This is a genomic window from Alphaproteobacteria bacterium, from assembly GCA_030740435.1.
Classification (GTDB): domain Bacteria; phylum Pseudomonadota; class Alphaproteobacteria; order UBA2966; family UBA2966.
The window spans coordinates 1-15,171 of record JASLXG010000050.1 but is presented as its reverse complement, the minus strand read 5'-3'; the positions used below and the strand labels follow the sequence as shown (position 1 = coordinate 15,171).

At 67.7% G+C, this 15,171-nt stretch carries 15 protein-coding genes and 1 pseudogene; 9 read left to right on the top strand and 7 right to left on the bottom strand.

Annotated elements, in window-relative coordinates:
* The first annotated feature begins 140 nt into the window (after positions 1-140).
* Positions 141-308 (top strand): annotated as a pseudogene (locus QGG75_06100) (cation transporter).
* Positions 309-471: 163 nt separating this feature from the next.
* Here QGG75_06100 and QGG75_06095 read toward each other — a convergent pair.
* Positions 472-1,365 (bottom strand): LysR family transcriptional regulator, encoded by an 894-nt coding sequence (locus QGG75_06095; protein MDP6066815.1) that lies wholly within the window; start codon positions 1,363-1,365, stop codon positions 472-474.
* 117 nt (positions 1,366-1,482) lie between these two features.
* Between QGG75_06095 and QGG75_06090 the strand changes: the two genes are divergently transcribed.
* Entirely contained in the window at positions 1,483-2,427 is a 945-nt protein-coding gene (locus QGG75_06090; protein MDP6066814.1) for an NAD(P)H-binding protein, read from the top strand.
* Positions 2,428-2,480: 53 nt separating this feature from the next.
* On the top strand, positions 2,481-3,503 hold the full coding sequence (locus QGG75_06085) for an adenylate/guanylate cyclase domain-containing protein (protein MDP6066813.1): 1,023 nt from the start codon (positions 2,481-2,483) through the stop codon (positions 3,501-3,503).
* On the opposite strand, the gene infC is transcribed toward QGG75_06085, so the two are convergent.
* A complete protein-coding gene (gene infC / locus QGG75_06080; protein MDP6066812.1) occupies positions 3,487-4,008 on the bottom strand; it encodes a translation initiation factor IF-3 in 522 nt (173 codons plus the stop codon). The two genes, QGG75_06085 and infC, sit on opposite strands and share 17 nt — an antisense overlap.
* 59 nt (positions 4,009-4,067) lie before the next feature.
* Positions 4,068-5,987 carry a threonine--tRNA ligase gene (gene thrS, locus QGG75_06075; protein MDP6066811.1) on the bottom strand — a complete coding sequence of 640 codons (1,920 nt, stop codon included), beginning with the start codon at positions 5,985-5,987 and terminating at the stop codon, positions 4,068-4,070.
* A gap of 127 nt (positions 5,988-6,114) precedes the next feature.
* Between thrS and QGG75_06070 the strand changes: the two genes are divergently transcribed.
* Together QGG75_06070 and QGG75_06065 are read left to right on the top strand one after the other, a co-directional pair.
* A complete protein-coding gene (locus QGG75_06070) occupies positions 6,115-7,119 on the top strand; it encodes a DUF898 family protein (GenBank protein MDP6066810.1) in 1,005 nt (334 codons plus the stop codon).
* Positions 7,120-7,131: 12 nt separating this feature from the next.
* Positions 7,132-8,220, top strand: a complete 1,089-nt coding sequence (locus QGG75_06065) for a M48 family metallopeptidase (protein ID MDP6066809.1) — start codon at positions 7,132-7,134, stop codon at positions 8,218-8,220.
* A 3-nt stretch (positions 8,221-8,223) separates the two neighbouring features.
* Here the strand turns inward: QGG75_06065 and QGG75_06060 are convergent, their stop codons facing one another.
* Entirely contained in the window at positions 8,224-9,141 is a 918-nt protein-coding gene (locus tag QGG75_06060) for a glycosyltransferase family 9 protein (GenBank protein ID MDP6066808.1), read from the bottom strand.
* On the bottom strand, positions 9,138-10,376 hold the full coding sequence (locus QGG75_06055) for a glycosyltransferase family 4 protein (protein ID MDP6066807.1): 1,239 nt from the start codon (positions 10,374-10,376) through the stop codon (positions 9,138-9,140). The genes QGG75_06060 and QGG75_06055 overlap by 4 nt, the downstream gene beginning before the upstream one ends.
* Between QGG75_06055 and QGG75_06050 the strand changes: the two genes are divergently transcribed.
* Positions 10,375-11,139 (top strand): alpha/beta hydrolase, encoded by a 765-nt coding sequence (locus QGG75_06050; protein MDP6066806.1) that lies wholly within the window; start codon positions 10,375-10,377, stop codon positions 11,137-11,139. The two genes, QGG75_06055 and QGG75_06050, sit on opposite strands and share 2 nt — an antisense overlap.
* A gap of 90 nt (positions 11,140-11,229) precedes the next feature.
* Here the strand turns inward: QGG75_06050 and QGG75_06045 are convergent, their stop codons facing one another.
* The gene (locus QGG75_06045; protein ID MDP6066805.1) at positions 11,230-12,099 is read right to left on the bottom strand and encodes an SDR family oxidoreductase; all 870 of its coding nucleotides are present in this window, start codon (positions 12,097-12,099) and stop codon (positions 11,230-11,232) included.
* A gap of 94 nt (positions 12,100-12,193) precedes the next feature.
* Here QGG75_06045 and QGG75_06040 point away from each other — a divergent pair, with 94 nt between their 5' ends.
* The gene (locus QGG75_06040; GenBank protein MDP6066804.1) at positions 12,194-12,949 is read left to right on the top strand and encodes a hypothetical protein; all 756 of its coding nucleotides are present in this window, start codon (positions 12,194-12,196) and stop codon (positions 12,947-12,949) included.
* Here QGG75_06040 and QGG75_06035 read toward each other — a convergent pair.
* Positions 12,946-13,809 carry a TatD family hydrolase gene (locus QGG75_06035; protein MDP6066803.1) on the bottom strand — a complete coding sequence of 288 codons (864 nt, stop codon included), beginning with the start codon at positions 13,807-13,809 and terminating at the stop codon, positions 12,946-12,948. The two genes, QGG75_06040 and QGG75_06035, sit on opposite strands and share 4 nt — an antisense overlap.
* Positions 13,810-14,158: 349 nt before the next feature.
* Here QGG75_06035 and QGG75_06030 point away from each other — a divergent pair, with 349 nt between their 5' ends.
* On the top strand, positions 14,159-14,470 hold the full coding sequence (locus QGG75_06030; GenBank protein MDP6066802.1) for a DUF4164 family protein: 312 nt from the start codon (positions 14,159-14,161) through the stop codon (positions 14,468-14,470).
* Positions 14,471-14,484: 14 nt separating this feature from the next.
* Positions 14,485-14,835: a cell division protein ZapA gene (locus tag QGG75_06025; GenBank protein ID MDP6066801.1), complete on the top strand. Its 351-nt coding sequence runs from the start codon at positions 14,485-14,487 to the stop codon at positions 14,833-14,835.
* Positions 14,836-15,171: the final 336 nt, after the last annotated feature.

The window sequence follows — 15,171 nt, the reverse complement described above, 5'->3', positions numbered from 1 at the left end:
CTGCGGCTGTTGCGGGCCGGCCGCCTGCTCAAGGCCCAACGCCGCGGCAAGCAGGTCTTCTACCAGGCCGCCGACGACCATGTGCGCGCCGTCATGCGCGACATGGTGAGCCACGTGCTGGAACCCGAGGACCAGGTGCTATGAGCGGCGGTTGCAAAACCCGGACGGCCGAGCTTGCGGCGACGCGGCGGGTGCTGCTCGGCGTACTGGCCATCAACCTTGCCATGTTCGCCGTCGAGGGCCTGAGCGGGTTCTGGTCCGGCTCCCTGGCCTTGCAAGCCGATGCCCTCGATTTCCTCGGCGATTCCTCGGCCACTTGCAGGTGCGTGGTGCGGAGCTCCTCGGGACCAAGCATGAGCTCGGCTCGGCAGGCCGCCATGAACGCCGCGTCGTAGCCCCAGCTCGCCTTGGAACGCAGGCATAGTTCGCTGAGCAGCGGCAGTTCGTCGAACCTGGGCGGGCGCAGAGTTGTCATGGGTTTTTCCGCGCTGTTGCCTTAGCCAGATGCTCGGCCAAAAAATCGAAAACCCGACGCACGCGCAAACTGGTCTTGAGCTCGTTGTGGGTCGTCAGCCAGAGCGGCAGCCGGGGCAGCGGAACGTCGACCTCGATCTGTTGCACGGCCGGCTCGGCCAGACCGACGGAGAGCTGGTTGAAGCCGATGCCGAAACCGGCCACAACCATCTTCCAGCAGACCACCTGGTTGTCGCAGCGAAAGGAAAAGAAATCCCGCTCGACCTCCAGCCCGACGGCCCGCAGGCCCTCGATCACCTGCTCGTTGCGGTCGTAGCCGATGACGTCGTGTTGCAGGAAATCCTCAAGCTGGCGAGGGGTGCCGCGGCGTTTGAGGTAGCCGGGCGCAGCAAACATGCCAATCTGCATCTCGGCCACCTTTTTGCGAAATACGTCGGCCTGGGTCGGGCGGTACATGCGCACGGCAATGTCGGCTTCGCGCAACAGCAGGTTCTCGGTGCGGTCCGAAGCCACCAGTTCGATCTCGATCTCGGGTTCGGCCAGGTGCAGCGCCGTCAGGATAGGGGGCAGCACATAGGTGGCGACGATGTCGCTGGCGGTAATACGGATGCTGCCGGCCAGGGATTCCTCGCGGCCGGCAGCCGATAGCGCCAGCCGCTGGGCGGCGCCGGCCATGCCGCGGGCATGGTGCAACAGCTCGAGACCCGTCGGCGTCAGTTCCAGGCCGCCGGTCCGGCGCTCGAACAGGCGCACACCAAGCGCATCTTGCAGGGCCGCGATGTGCCGGCCCATGGTCGGCTGGCTGCCGCCCAGAGCCCGCGCCGCCGCCGACAACGAGCCTTCCTCGGCCACCGCGACAAAGGTTTGCAGATGTGACCAGTCAAATGTCATGGCTTGAAACGTCCATACAAAATTGAATGGCTACCCGATGAAAACATCGAATGGCAATCCAATATCGAATGATTATGTTTGCCTCGTCAAGTCACATCAAGCCGCAAGGAGATCGCCATGCCGGGTCAAGTCGTCGTTCTGGGAGCAAAGGGACGCATGGGGCGCAGCGCCACAGGCGCTTTTTTGGCCACCGGCTGGCGGGTTCGAACATTGAGCCGCGCCGGGCTTGATCTTGACGGCGCCGAAGTGATCGAGGGCGACGCCTTCGATGCCGCCACCGTGGCTGCTGCCGCCCGGGGCTGCGACGTCATCGTCAACGCCTTGAACCCGCCCTACCCGCGCTGGCAGGCCGATCTGCCGCGCCTTAACGCCAACGTCATCGCGGCGGCCCGGGCTACGGGCGCAACCGTGATGATCCCCGGCAATGTCTACAATTATGGCGCCGCCATGCCGGAGCGCCTGGACGAGCAAACGCCGCAGCGCCCGACCAGCCGCAAAGGCCGCCTGCGCTGCCAGATGGAACAGGCCTGCGCCCGGGCCGGCGTGCCGACCATCGTGCTGCGGGCCGGCGACTTCATCGAAGGGCAAAAAACCGGCAATTGGTTCGACAGCCACATCACAGCCAAAATTGGCCGCGGGCGGCTGATGTACCCCGGGCCGCTCGACCGCCTTCACGCCTGGGCCTATCTCCCCGACTTGGCCCGCGCCATGGTCGGCCTGGCCGAGCGGCGAACGGCGTTCGCCAGCTTCGAGGAATTCGGCTTCGCAGGCTATACCCTGAGCGGCGGCGAGTTGGTCGCCGCCATCGCCGATGTCGTCGGGCGGCCGCTGGAAATCAAAAGCCTGCCCTGGCCGCTGGTCCGCATCCTCGGCCTGGTGGTGCCGCAGCTGCGGGAAGTGGCGGAGATGTCCTACCTCTGGCGCGTCCCCCACGCCATCGACGGCGGCAAGCTGGCGCGGACGCTCCCCGATTTTCGTCCCACGCCGCTGGCCACCGCCCTGGCCGAGGCGCTGGCCGACGTCCGCGGCGAGGCGATCCCGGCCCTCGGCCAAGCCGCCTGAAATGCGCCCGTGGCACCTTTCTAAAAAAAGCCCGTGGCGCCTAATATAGGGGCGTGGCGCCTGACGAACACATTGAACGCAAGCTGGCGGCTGTCCTTTATGCCGACGTGGCGGGCTACAGCCGGTTGACCGGTGCCGACGAGGAAGGCACCCATCGCCGGCTTAGCGCCAGCCTCGATTTCATCGCCGAGAGCATCGCCGGGCAGAGCGGCCGGGTCATCCACTACGCCGGCGATGCCGTGCTGGCCGAGTTCGCCAGTGTCGTGGTGGCCGTCCAATGCGCCGTGACGATCCAGCGTGGGCTGGCCGAACGCAACGCCGGGGTGGCCAAAGATCGGCGGCTGAGCTATCGCATCGGCATAAATCTGGGCGACGTCATCGTCGACCGCGACGACCTCTACGGCGACGGCGTCAACGTCGCGGCCCGCCTCGAGGGCCTGGCCGAGGCCGGCGGCATCTGCGTCTCGGCCAAGGTGCGAGACGAGGTGGCGGGCAAGCTCGAGCTCGACTTCGAGGACCTGGGCCAACAAGACTTCAAGAATATCGCCGAGCCGGTGCGGGCCTTCCGGGTGCTGGCCGAGCCCCCGTCGCCGGCCGCCAAGGTGGCCAGGAAAGTGGCCGAAAAGATGGCGATAAAGGTGGGGCCACAAGCCCCCACCGACAGGGCGGAGCGCAAACGCCCGCGCATCTTCCGCCTGGCCCGGCTTTCGGGTGCGCTGTGGCTGGTGCTGCTGGTACTCGACGTCGGCACCGGAGAGCCCTTCTGGGCCCACTGGCCGGGCCTGGCCCTGGCCACGCTGCTGGCCATTGCCGCCCTGCCGCTGTGGATCGCCGGCGGATTCGCCTTGCTCTTCGCCCGTGGCGCGGTGCTGATGGCCGGCCTGGCCCTGGTCAACGCCTTCACCTGGTCGGGCGAGCTCTGGTGCTGTGGCCGGCGGCGGTCCTGGCCGCCCTCGGCTTCGTCTACTGGGCGGGTTTCGGCCGGCGCTGAGCGCCCGGCCGGCACCCGCTCCTGCGGTCCCTGCGAAAATGCGCCGCTGGTGCCGCCCGTGGCGCCGCCTACTTGGGCGCGATGACCATGGTCATCAGGCGGCCTTCCATCACCGGGAACTGTTCCACCTTGGCGATTTCCACCACCTCGTCTCGCACCCGGTCGAGCACCTTCATGCCGAGATCGAGGTGCACCATCTCGCGGCCGCGAAAGCGCAGCGTCACCTTGACCTTGTCGCCGTTGCCGATGAACTTCGTGATCGAGCGCATCTTGACGTCGTAGTCATGGGTGTCGATGCCGGGACGCATCTTGATTTCTTTGAGTTCGGTGGTTTTCTGTTTCTTGCGGGCGACGTTGGCCTTTTTCTGGGCCTGGTATTTGAATTTGCCGTAATCGAGGATCTTGCAGACCGGCGGTTCGGCGCCGGGCGCCATCTCCACCAGATCGAGACCCGCCTCGGCGGCGGTCTCCCGTGCGTTATCGACGGACACGACGCCCACCATGTTGCCTTCCTGATCGACCAGCCTGACCTCGGCATCGTCGATCATCTCGTTGACGCGCGGACCCTCGCGGGTCGGCGGCGCCATCATCGGTCTTCTTGCGATCTATCGTACTCCTTGTTGTTGACGTAGCTCAGCGGTTGCTGTTCTCAAGCCCCGGGCATCCGGGCCTCGGACTTAAGTTTAGCTAGCGCTTCTTCGAGTTCAAGACTTTGTTGGCCCTTGTCACCAAGGCGGCGCAGCGCCACGCTGCCCTCGGCCGCCTCGCGTTTGCCGATGGCGATGATGGCCGGCACCTTGGCCAGTGAATGCTGGCGCACCTTGTAATTGATCTTTTCGTTGCTCAGATCTAGCTCGACCCTGAGGCCGGCTTGTTCCAGGCGCGCCGCCACGGTGCGGGCATAGTCGTCGCCCTCGCTGGTGATCGTCGTCACCACCACCTGCACCGGGGCCAGCCAAAGCGGGAACTTGCCCTCGTGCTCCTCGATCAAAATGCCGATGAAGCGCTCCAGCGAACCCAGGATGGCACGGTGCAGCATGACCGGCCGATGGCGGGCGCTGTCGACGCCCACGTATTCGGCGCCCAGGCGTTCGGGCAGCACGAAATCGACCTGCAGGGTGCCGCACTGCCATTCGCGGCCGATGCTGTCGGTCAGGTAGAAGTCGAGCTTGGGGCCGTAGAAGGCGCCGTCGCCGGGATTGAGCTGGTAATCCTGGCCCACTGCCGCGACGGCATCGCCCAGGGCCTTTTCAGCCTTGTCCCAGATGGCGTCCGAGCCGGCCCGCACCGGCGGCCGGTCGGCCAGCTTGACGCCCACGTCTTCGAATCCGAAGTCGCGGTAGATCGACAGCACCAGGGCGCAGAACTGTTCGGTTTCCGAGACGATCTGGTCCTCGGTGCAGAAGATGTGGGCATCGTCCTGGACGAAGTTGCGCACCCGCATCAAACCGTGCAGCGCGCCCGAGGGCTCGTAACGGTGGCAAGAGCCGAACTCGGCCATGCGCAACGGCAGGTCGCGGTAGCTCTTCAGGCCCTGGCGGAAGATCTGCACGTGGCAGGGGCAATTCATGGGCTTCAGGGCATAGACCCGATCCTCGAATTCCGAGGTGTACATGTGTTCGCGGAACTTCTCCCAGTGCCCCGAGGCTTCCCACAACGAGCGATCGACGAGTTGCGGCGTCTTGACCTCGACGTATCCCGCGCCTTGCAGGCGGTTGCGCATATAGCTTTCCACCGCGCGCCACAGCGTCCAGCCCTTGGGGTGCCAAAAGGCCATGCCGGCCGCCTCTTCCTGGAAATGAAAGAGGTTGAGCTCGCGGCCGAGCTTCCGGTGGTCGCGCTTCTCCGCCTCCTCGAGGCGGGTGAGGTAGGCCTTGAGCTCCTTTTCCGTGCGCCAGGCCGTGCCGTAGACGCGCTGCAGCATCTCGTTTCGCGAATCACCCCGCCAATAGGCGCCGGCCAGCTTCATCAGCTTGAAGGCCCGGCCCAGCTTGCCCGTCGACGGCAGGTGCGGGCCGCGACAGAGATCGACGAAACCGCCCTGGCGGTAGACCGTGATGGTTTCGTGCTCGGGCAGGTCGGCGATGATCTCGGCCTTGTAGCTCTCGCCCTGTTCCCGAAACCAATTGATGGCCTCGTCGCGCTGCCAGACCTCGCGCCCGATTTCCTGGTCGCGGCCGACGATCTCGTGCATGCGCGCCTCGAGCTTTTCCAGGTCCTCGGGCGTAAAGGGCTCGGGGCGCGAAAAATCGTAATAGAAGCCGTCTTCGACGTTGGGGCCGATGGTCACCTGGACCTCGGCATAAAGCTCCTTGGCCGCCTGGGCCAGGGCATGGGCGGCGGAATGGCGCAAGAGGCCCAGCACCGTCTCGTCGTCGTCCTTGGCCGTGACGATGGCGATGGCGGCATCGGCTTCGATGGGCCGGCCGAGATCCCAAAGCGTGCCGTCGACGCGCACGGCCAGCGCCGCCTTGGCCAGGCCGGGGCCGATGTCGGCGGCGATTTGGCCGCCGCTGGGGGCCTCGTCGTAGTCCCGCACCGAGCCGTCGGGAAGGGTGATCGCGACCATTTTTGTCTTTCCCGCCTATGGTCCCGCCGCGCGGGTTGCGAAAGCGCGAAACCTAACGCTTATGGGGGTGCTGTCAAGCCAGCCGGGCGGGTTGCCGAAAGCTGCCGTTGTGGTGTACTATCGAGCCATGTCGGATATTCGCACGCAGGCCTTCGGTGGCCGCGACGGAACGCAGACGGCAGCAGCGACAGTGGCGACGGCGGGGCCTGAGTTCGTCGGCCGTTCCGGCGAGCTCTGGATCATCATCATCATCAACTTCTTGCTGACCGTGGTGACCTTGGGCATCTGGCGCTTCTGGGGCCGCACCCGTATCCGGCGCTACCTCTGGAGCCATACCGAGTACCAGGGCGACGCGGCCGAATATACCGGCACCGGCGGCGAGCTTTTCGTCGGGTTCTTGATTGTCTTTTTCGCCATCCTGCTGCCGCTTTCCATCGTCTTCGGGTTGCTCAGTCAATGGCTGACGGTGGAGCAACCGGAGCTTGCCGCCTTAGTGCCGTTGGTTTTCAATTTCCTCATCCTCTACCTCATCGGCATCGCCCTCTACCGGGCGCGGCGCTATCGCTTGAGCCGCAGCACCTGGCGCGGCATCCGCTTTGCCCAGACCGGCTCCAGCTTCCGTTTCGCTTGGCTCTTCATCGGCTACGTGGTTACCAACGTTCTCACCCTCGGCCTGGCGCTGCCCTTTTGGCACCTCAAGCACTGGTCGTTTCGTTGGAACAACACCTGGTTCGGCAACCGGCCGTTCAGTTTCGCGGGTCCGGTGGGGCCACTCTACAAGCCCTTTATCATCTCTTGGCTGCTGTTCCTGCCGACGCTCGGGTTCTCCTACGCCTGGTACAAGGCGGCAGCGTTCGAGCATCTCGCGCGGCACACGCGCTATGAAGGCCAGGGCTTTGAGTTCACCATCGCCCCCGGCCGCCTGATAGGATTCCTGCTCCTCAACCTGCTGCTGGTCGTGGTCACGCTGGGGCTGGGCCAACCCATCACCCAGTTGCGCGCCGTTAGACTGATCACCGAGCACATCGGCCTGCCTGCCGGCATCGACTTCGAAGCCATCGCCCAGTCCGCGGCCGAACGGCCCGAGATCGGCGAGGGCCTGGCCGATGCCTTCGACGTGGGCGCCGTATAGGGTGATCGCGGGTTGACCAGCGGGCGTTTTTTCGACGGAGCCTCGGCCAAGGCCCGCGAGGTCGACATCGCCCTCGCCGCCTCGTCGCTGGCCATCAAGGACCGGGAAAGCGGTCGCACCACGCTTTGGCCGCTGACCGACCTTCGCCTGGTCGAGCGCCGCGGCGCCCGGGGCGGCGTGCGTTTGGGCAGCACAGCCGCGCCCGATGCCCGGCTCAGCTTCGACGACCCGGCCTTGCTGGAAAGCCTCGAACGCCACGCCAAGCTGCCGGTCGCCGGCCGCGGCCGGGTGCCGCGGCGCCTGGTGCTGGTCGCCGTGGCCGCCGTGGTCGCCCTGGCCGCCGGCCTGGCGCTGTTGCCCAGCTTCGCCGGGCCCCTGGCCCGGGCGCTGCCGCCGGCCTGGAGCCAGGCGCTGGGCGAGCAGACGCTGGCCCAACTCGAGGTACTGGGCCCGAGCTGCCAACAAGCCGCCGGCAGGCTGGCCCTCGAGGCACTGCTGGCCCGCCTGGTGGCGGCAGCCGACGGCCGCAAGCCCTTCCAGGTGCACGTGCTGGACCACGAAATGGTCAACGTCTTCGCGCTGCCGGGCGGCCACATCGTGTTCTTGCGCGGCCTCATCGACAAAGCCGCCTCAGCCGACGAGGTGGCCGGCGTGCTGGCCCACGAGATGGGCCACGTCATGGCGCGCCATCCCCTGCAGAGCCTGATCCGGCGGCGGGGCTACCTGATGGTGCTAGACGCCCTCAGCCTGGGTGCCACCAGCGCTCCCGGCCTCGGCGACGCCGCCGTCGGCGGCGCCGCGCTGCTCTTGGAATTCGCCCACACCCGCGAGCACGAACGAGCCGCCGACCGGACGGCGCGGCGCATCCTCGAAGGCGCCGGCATCAGCCGCCAGGGCCTGGCCGAATTCTTCCAGCGCCTGAAAGCGGAGCACGGCTCGGCCCCGGCCGGCAGTGCGCTGAGCTACTTGTCCACCCACCCGCCACTCGAGGAACGCGCCCGTTTCGTGGCCAAGGGCGAGGCCCGTGGCGGCATTCTGGGCCGCGGCCAGGCCATGCCGCGGGCCGACTGGCAGGCGCTGCGCGACATCTGCGAGACTTGAGCCTCAGTTCAGGCCGGTGGCGGCCAGAACCTCTTCGACCCCGAGATCACGGAGGTTGGGGCGCCGCACGATACTCACCGCCTGGCCGCGCGGGGCGCAGAGCGCCGGCTCGGAGGCGGCCGAAAAGAGCACCACCGTGGGGCGGCCGGTGATAGCGGCGAGATGCAGGGGGCCGCTGTCGTTGCCGATCACCAATTCGGCACCACGGCAGAGCGCCACCAGATCGAAAAGATCGGTGCGGCCGCCCAAATCGAGCCCCGCTTCGCCGGCCACCCGGGCCGTCAGTTCGATCTCGTCGCCACCGCCCAGGACTAACGGCTGCAGGCCGCCGGCGGCCAGCCGCCCGGCCAAAGCGGCGTAGCGCTCGGCCGGCCAGCGCTTGGCCGGGCGGTGGGCCGAGCCGCCGGGCAGAAGGATGGCGTAGGGGCCGCTGATGGCGAAGCGTTCCGTGTCGGCTCCCAGCCAATCGAGATCGGCCGGCGGGATGTGCTCGATGCCGGCCAGGCGGAGCTGTTCGGCCTGGCGCTCGATGGTGTGCATGTGGTCGCGGTCGGGGTTGGCGTGAGGGTGCGAGCAGCCCCTGGCGATGCCCGACCATTCTGGCTGGGGCTTCATCAGGCGGAAATAGAAGCCGGTTCGGTCCGAGGTCTGGAGGTCGTAGACCCGGGCGAAGCCGGCGGCGTTGAGGCGGCGGCGCAAGGCCAGCCAGGCGCCGAGCTGCAAGAGTCCCGGCCGGCTGTCGCTCCAGATCTCGTCGAAATACCCCGAAGCCCGGGCCAGCTCGACGTAGGGTGCCGTGGTCAGCAACACCAGCGGCGCCCCCAGGTGGTGCGCCCGGATGGCCTTGAAGGGGCCGATGGCCTGGGCGAAGTCACCCAGCGCGGCCAGCTTGATGACCAGGATCGGACGCTCGTCTGTCACGCCACTCCCTTGAGCCGGCTTTGCAGCACGTCCTGGTAAAGCGCCATGGTGCGGCTCTGCATCAGCTCGACGCCGAAGTTTTCCACCACGTGGGCTCGCGCCGTCTCGGCCATCTGGCGCCGCTGGGCCTCGTCCAGCGCCAAAGCCTGGTCGAGCGCCGCCGCCAGGGCGGCGGGGTCATCGGGCGGCACCTGCCAGCCGGTGCGGCCCGGCAGCATGGTTTCGCGCGTCGCGCCATGGTCGGTGACGACCACCGGCCGGCCCATGGCCTGGGCCTCGACGGAGACCCGGCCGAAGGCCTCGGGGTCGGTCGAGGCCGAGACCACGACATCGGCCAGCATGTAGGCCGCGGCCATGTCGCGGCAGTGGTCGACGATGCGCACGACGTCGCCGAGATCGCGGGCCGAAACCAGTTGCTCGAGCTCGTGGCGGTAGCGCTGGCGGCCCTGGTCGCCGCCCACCAGCACGCCGCGCAGGTCGCGCCGGCCCAGCTTGGCCAGGGCCTCGATCAGCACCGCCTGGCCCTTCCAGCGCGTCAGCCGGCCGGGCAGCATGACCACCGGCAGGCCGTCGGTGAGACCATCGGTCAGGCGCCAGGCCTTGGCCAGTTGGATGATGCGCTCGGCGCTGACCCCGGCCGGATTGAAGATGTGGGTGTCGATGCCGCGCGGGATGGTGACCAGGCGCTGGTCCTCGACGCCGTAGGTTTGGCGCACATGCTCGGCGATGAAGTCGGAGATGGCGATGACGCGCTGGCCCTTGGTCATGACCGAATTGTAGAAGCGTTTGATGGCATTGCTGGTGCCGTAGGTACCGTGAAAGGTGGTCACCAGGTGGGCCCGGCTGCGCCGTGCCGCCAGCAGCGCGCTCCAGGCCGGGGCGCGGCTGCGGGCGTGGATGATGTCGACGTTGTGGTCGTAAATGAGCGCCGTCAGCAGGCCGGCGTTCTCGTGCAGCGCCAGCGGCGTCTTGGCGTCGAGCCGCATGGTCACGTGGCGGGCGCCGGCGCGTTCGACCTCGTGCACCATGGGACCGCCGGCCGAGGCCACGATAGCGGTCCAGCCGGCGCGCACCAGCGCCGCCGCCATGTCGACGGTGCCGCGCTCGACGCCGCCCTGCTCCAGGGCCGGCAGCACCTGCAGCACCACCGGTGCCGGCGCCGCGCCCGCGGCGGCGCCGCCTTCGATAGCCGTCAGGCTTGACGCCCCGCCGGCCTGGCGCTGAGATGAGGTCATGAACAATCCAAAAATGACGTCGGCCCGGCCGGACCTGCTTGATCGTCCGGACGGAGCCACCATCGCCTATCATCGCCTCGCGGGCAAGTCGCCCGGCGTGGTTTTCCTGGGCGGCTTCATGTCCGACATGGAAGGCACCAAGGCCTTGGCGCTGGAGGACCATTGCTGGCGCGCCGGCCGCGCCTTCCTGCGCTTCGACCCTTTCGCCCACGGCCAGTCGTCGGGCGACATGGCCGAGGCCACGGTGGGGCGCTGGCGGCGCGACGCCGTGGCCGTGCTCGACGAACTGTGCACCGGCCCGCAGGTGCTGGTGGGCTCGAGCATGGGCGGCTGGGTGGCGCTGCTGGCGGCGCTGGACCGGCCAACCCGCCTCGCCGGCCTGGTCGGCATCGCCGCCGCGCCGGACGCCACGGAGATGATGTGGGCCGAATTCGATGCTGACGTGCGGGCCACGCTGGAGCGCGACGGCGTCTACCATGCGCCCAGCGACTACGGCGACGGGCCCTATACCATCGCCATGAAGCTGATCGAGGAGGGCCGCCAGCAGTTGATCCTGGACCGTCCCATCGAGATCTCCTGCCCGGTGCGCTTGCTTCAGGGCATGCAGGACCCCGATGTGCCCTGGCGCCACGCGCTCAGGATCGCCGCGGCACTGACGGCCGACGACGTCGTGCTCACGCTGGTCAAACAGGGCGACCATCGCCTGTCGCAAGCCGCCGACATCGCCCGGCTTTGCGCCACCGTCGAGGACTTGTGCGGCTAGAAAATAGCCTTAACAAAACGTCCGCGTCCCCTTAATTAAGGTTTGTTAAGGGGCGGGAAGCGTGAAGGTTAATGGGGCCCTTTTGGTTTTCTAGATCGCTTGCCGGCGGCTGGCCAGGATCGCCCTGAGGCCGGCGCGATAATTGGGGTATTTGAGTTCCACCCCCAGTTCCTGCTTGATGCGATCGTTGCGCACGCGCTTGTTGTTGGCGTAGAAGGAGCGCGCCAGCGGGCTCAGTTCGGCCTGGGCATAGGGCAGCAGCGGCGGTACCGGCAAGCCCAGCAATTCGCAGGCATATGCCACCACGTCCTGGGGCGGCGCCGCCTCGTCGTCGCAGACGTTGTAGATCCGGCCGGGCCGGGGCCGGGCCATCGAGGCCCGCAGCACGGCCACGATGTCGTCGAGGTGGATGCGCGAGAAAACCTGGCCCGGCTTGTCGATGCGCCGGGCCCCGGCGGCGCCCTCGAGCGGGCCGCGGCCGGGGCCGTAGATGCCGGCCAGGCGAAAGATATGGAGCGGCAGGCCGCGACGGCGCCAGAGCCCGAGCCAGGCGTCCTCGGCGTCGCGCCGCCACTGGCTGCGGGGGCTCGTGGGCCGGCGCCGCGAGCCCTCGTCGACCCAGCCGCCGCGGCGGTCGCCGTAGACCCCGGTGGTCGATAGATAGCCCAGCCACGCCAGCCCCTCGAGCCCGGCAATGGCCTCGCCCCAATCGTCGCAGACGGCATCGCCGGCCTCGTCCGGCGGCACGCTGACCAGGATGTGCGTGCTGCCCTCGAGCCGGGCCGCAGCCAGCGGCGTCTGGCGGTCGAAGAGCGCCACCTCGAAACCCCGGGCCAGAAGCCTCTCCCGCGCTTCGGGCTCGCGGCAGCTGCCGGCCACGGCCCAGCCCTCCTGGACCAGGGCGGCGGCCAGGGCAGTGCCGGTGTAACCCAGGCCAAAACAGAACAATCGGTTGCTCATGAGAAATCCGGGTTAGGGCTTGCGCGGCGGCCCATCTCGTCCGACTCTAGTCGCGATGGCAAAGGGGCGACAAGCGGTCCGTCTGGGGACGGGCTTGCTGGCGGCGATCTGCCTCCTCGCGTTGCCGGCGGCCCTGGCGGATGAACACGACAGTCCCGAGATACGCTACCTGACGTGCGTGGCGCTGGTCGAAAGCGCGCCCGAGGCGGCCTTGAAACGGGCCCAGGATTGGCATGGCCGCGGCGGTGGCACGGCGGCGCGACACTGTTTGGCGCTGGCCCTGGTAGCCCTTGGCCGGCCGGTCGACGCCGGGCGCGAGCTCGAGAACGTGGCCGAGGCGATGCGCCGCGAGGCCGGGGTGGAACCCGACAAGAACCAGTCCATGGCGCTGGCCAACGTGCTGGCCCAGGCCGGCAACGCCTGGCTGCTGGCGGGTCAGGCCAAGCGCGCCCGGCGGGCGCTGAACCAGGCCCTGGCGCTGGCGCCCGAGGATCCCGACATGCTGGTCGACCGGGCCGTGGTGGCGGCGGCGCTGGAGGACTTCGGCACGGCGCTGGCCGATCTCGACCTGGCCCTGGCGCACGAGGCCGACCACGTCGAGGCCCACGCCTACCGGGCCAGCGCACTGCACCGCCTGGAGCGCAGGCCAGAGGCTCTGGCGGCGGCCCAGCGGGCCCTGGATATCCTGCCCGGCCACCCCGGCGCCCGCCTGGAACGCGGCATCTTGCGCCAGCTTGCCGGAGATACGGCCGGGGCCCGCCAGGACTGGCAGTTCCTGCTCGATCAGGCGGCGGGAACGAAGGAGGCCGAGGCGGCGGCGAAATACCTCAAGGCCCTGCCGGCGGACTAATTCCCGATCAGCCGCATTATGTTGCCCGCCGCCACCAGCGCCCGGGTCGGGGGCGTCAATTGCGACAGCAAAAGCCGCACCCGATCGATCTTGATTTGGTCCGACGAGAGCCGGCGCTGGCTGCCGTCGGTGCCGACGATGAAGCGCCGGGGATGGGCCTCGATGAGCTCCAGCCAGCGCGGCCAGACCTCCCGGGCGTTCTGGAAAATGGTGTAGTCGGGCGAGCGCGGATGGTTGAGATAGCTGCGCGCGCTGAGCTCGTAGGTCAGGTTGGGGTGCGCTTCGATCATTCTGCGGGCCAGGAAATAGGGCGTGTAACCGCCGTGCGCCCAGATCACCGGCACGGCCGGAAACGAGTCGAGCAGGCCCTTGAATTCGCCCAAGCGCGTGATCTCGCAGTGCACGTTGACCGGCACCCGGTAGCGCTCGGCCAGGCCCATGATGCCCCTCATCAGGGCGCCGAGGGGATCGAAATCGGCCTCGGGAAAGCCGCCCGAGGGAAAGTGGACGACCGAAATCTCGCCAATGCCCTTGAACACGCCGGTTTTCAGGGAGGTCTCGAGTTCAGCCAGCAGTCCGGGATCGTCCTTTTCCCAGAAATCGCGGTAGCGCCGCCGTTCGGGCGAGATCGAGACGAAGGGGATGAGGCGCCCGGGATGGGCCTCGGCCGCCGCCGCCAAGGCCCGGTTGTCGCTCTGGCGTCCCCAGAACACCACGGCTTTTTCCAGCCCTGCCTGATCCATCAATTGCAGCAACGCCGCCGACCTGTTCATGTGGACGTGGGCGTCGACGAAGGGCAGCGCGGGGCCCTGCTGGGCGAGCGCAGCTGGCCCGGCCAGGCCGAGGCACAGAAACCACAAGGCTCCCAGGACTGAAAACGGGATTGCCGCCGTGCGGACAGCGGGTTTTGCGGCGCTAGAGGCAGGCATTTTTTCCAGCTTCCCCCGGATCGACTCCCCAGCGGCCCAAACCATAGCAAATCAAATCGTCGAATTGCGGCCGATGTTCAAATTCCTGGTAGGCAAATCGCGTCGCCTGGGCCCTCGCGTCGGCGCTTGACGCAGCCCCCTTGCAAAGCCTATGCTGTAGTCAAACGAAGTTGTACAACATATTGAAATTCAACGATTTTCTCCTTTTGTTAAAGTGATTTATCAAGTTGTTGTCTGAGGCCGAACAACTGAGGGGTGCCGCCGGGGCGGCGTGTGGGTGATGGCTGAGGAGAAGAAGGGATATGCCGCCGACCGGGCCGGTTTGCAAGACGCTGTCGTCAGGCTGGAGACGGCATTGGCGGCCCGGCTCGAGGGCGAAAAGGAGGGCAGCGACGCTCAGGTGGCGGCGCTGGAGCAGGATCTGGCGGATTTGCGAGCCGAATTCGAGGCGCTGAGGGCCGAGAACCGGCGCCTCAACGGCGATCTCATCGATGCCCGGGCCGACCATGCGGCGCTGGAAGAAGTGGCCGATGCCGTGGGCGGCCGGCTCGACACCACCATCGAGCAGATTCGCACCATGATAGAGGGCTGAGGGAAGGCGGAGAGATGGCTCAGGTCGAAGTTACCGTCAACGGCCGAACCTACGTGGTGGCCTGCGAGGACGGCGAGGAGGCGCATCTCGAGGAACTCGCCGAATATCTCAACGGCCAGGTCAAGGAACTGGCCGAATCGCTGGGCCAGGTCGGCGAGGCGCGGCTGATCCTGATGGCCGGGCTGCTGCTGGCCGACGAGCTTTTCGATGCCGTGAACCAGGTCAAAACCCTGCAAGGCGAGGTCGAGGCCGCGGGCGAGGCCGGAAAGCAGGCGCTTGGCAAAGCCGGCGAACAGGCGGCCGGCGACATGGGGGCGCTGGCCAAACGCATCGACGAGGTTGCCCAACGCCTCCAGAGTGCCTAACTTATCTACTTGAGACGGGCTCTGCGCGGCGCGTTGGCTGCCGTATCCCTGGGGCCAATACCGATCGCTCGGGAGCTGTCACTGCCGGAGCCCTGGTTTCGGACATACGGCGCCCACCTGCTTAGGCAGGCCACAGCGGACCGGTGCAGCGACGGCCGTCGCGGTCCCGTCTTTTGTCGCTCACGGCGCGTTTTGTCGCTCACGGCGGCGGACCTGCGGTCCGCTGCCTGCGCGGGGGCGGTGTGCCAGGCATGGCGCACGGTGCGAAAGCACCATTTGCCGGGCTGTGGTGGCCCGGCGACGACTTGGGGGTGGAAGTCCCCTACGGACCCTGGT

Excerpts from the sequence above, each read along its gene's own strand:
- QGG75_06095 (MDP6066815.1), bottom strand. The coding sequence starts at position 1,365 with ATGACATTTGACTGGTCACATCTGCAAACCTTTGTCGCGGTGGCCGAG.
- QGG75_06090 (MDP6066814.1), top strand. The coding sequence starts at position 1,483 with ATGCCGGGTCAAGTCGTCGTTCTGGGAGCAAAGGGACGCATGGGGCGC.
- infC (MDP6066812.1), bottom strand. The coding sequence starts at position 4,008 with ATGATGGCGCCGCCGACCCGCGAGGGTCCGCGCGTCAACGAGATGATC.
- thrS (MDP6066811.1), bottom strand. The coding sequence starts at position 5,987 with ATGGTCGCGATCACCCTTCCCGACGGCTCGGTGCGGGACTACGACGAG.
- QGG75_06070 (MDP6066810.1), top strand. The coding sequence starts at position 6,115 with ATGTCGGATATTCGCACGCAGGCCTTCGGTGGCCGCGACGGAACGCAG.
- QGG75_06050 (MDP6066806.1), top strand. The coding sequence starts at position 10,375 with ATGAACAATCCAAAAATGACGTCGGCCCGGCCGGACCTGCTTGATCGT.
- QGG75_06055 (MDP6066807.1), bottom strand. The coding sequence starts at position 10,376 with ATGACCTCATCTCAGCGCCAGGCCGGCGGGGCGTCAAGCCTGACGGCT.
- QGG75_06045 (MDP6066805.1), bottom strand. The coding sequence starts at position 12,099 with ATGAGCAACCGATTGTTCTGTTTTGGCCTGGGTTACACCGGCACTGCC.
- QGG75_06030 (MDP6066802.1), top strand. The coding sequence starts at position 14,159 with ATGGCTGAGGAGAAGAAGGGATATGCCGCCGACCGGGCCGGTTTGCAA.
- QGG75_06025 (MDP6066801.1), top strand. The coding sequence starts at position 14,485 with ATGGCTCAGGTCGAAGTTACCGTCAACGGCCGAACCTACGTGGTGGCC.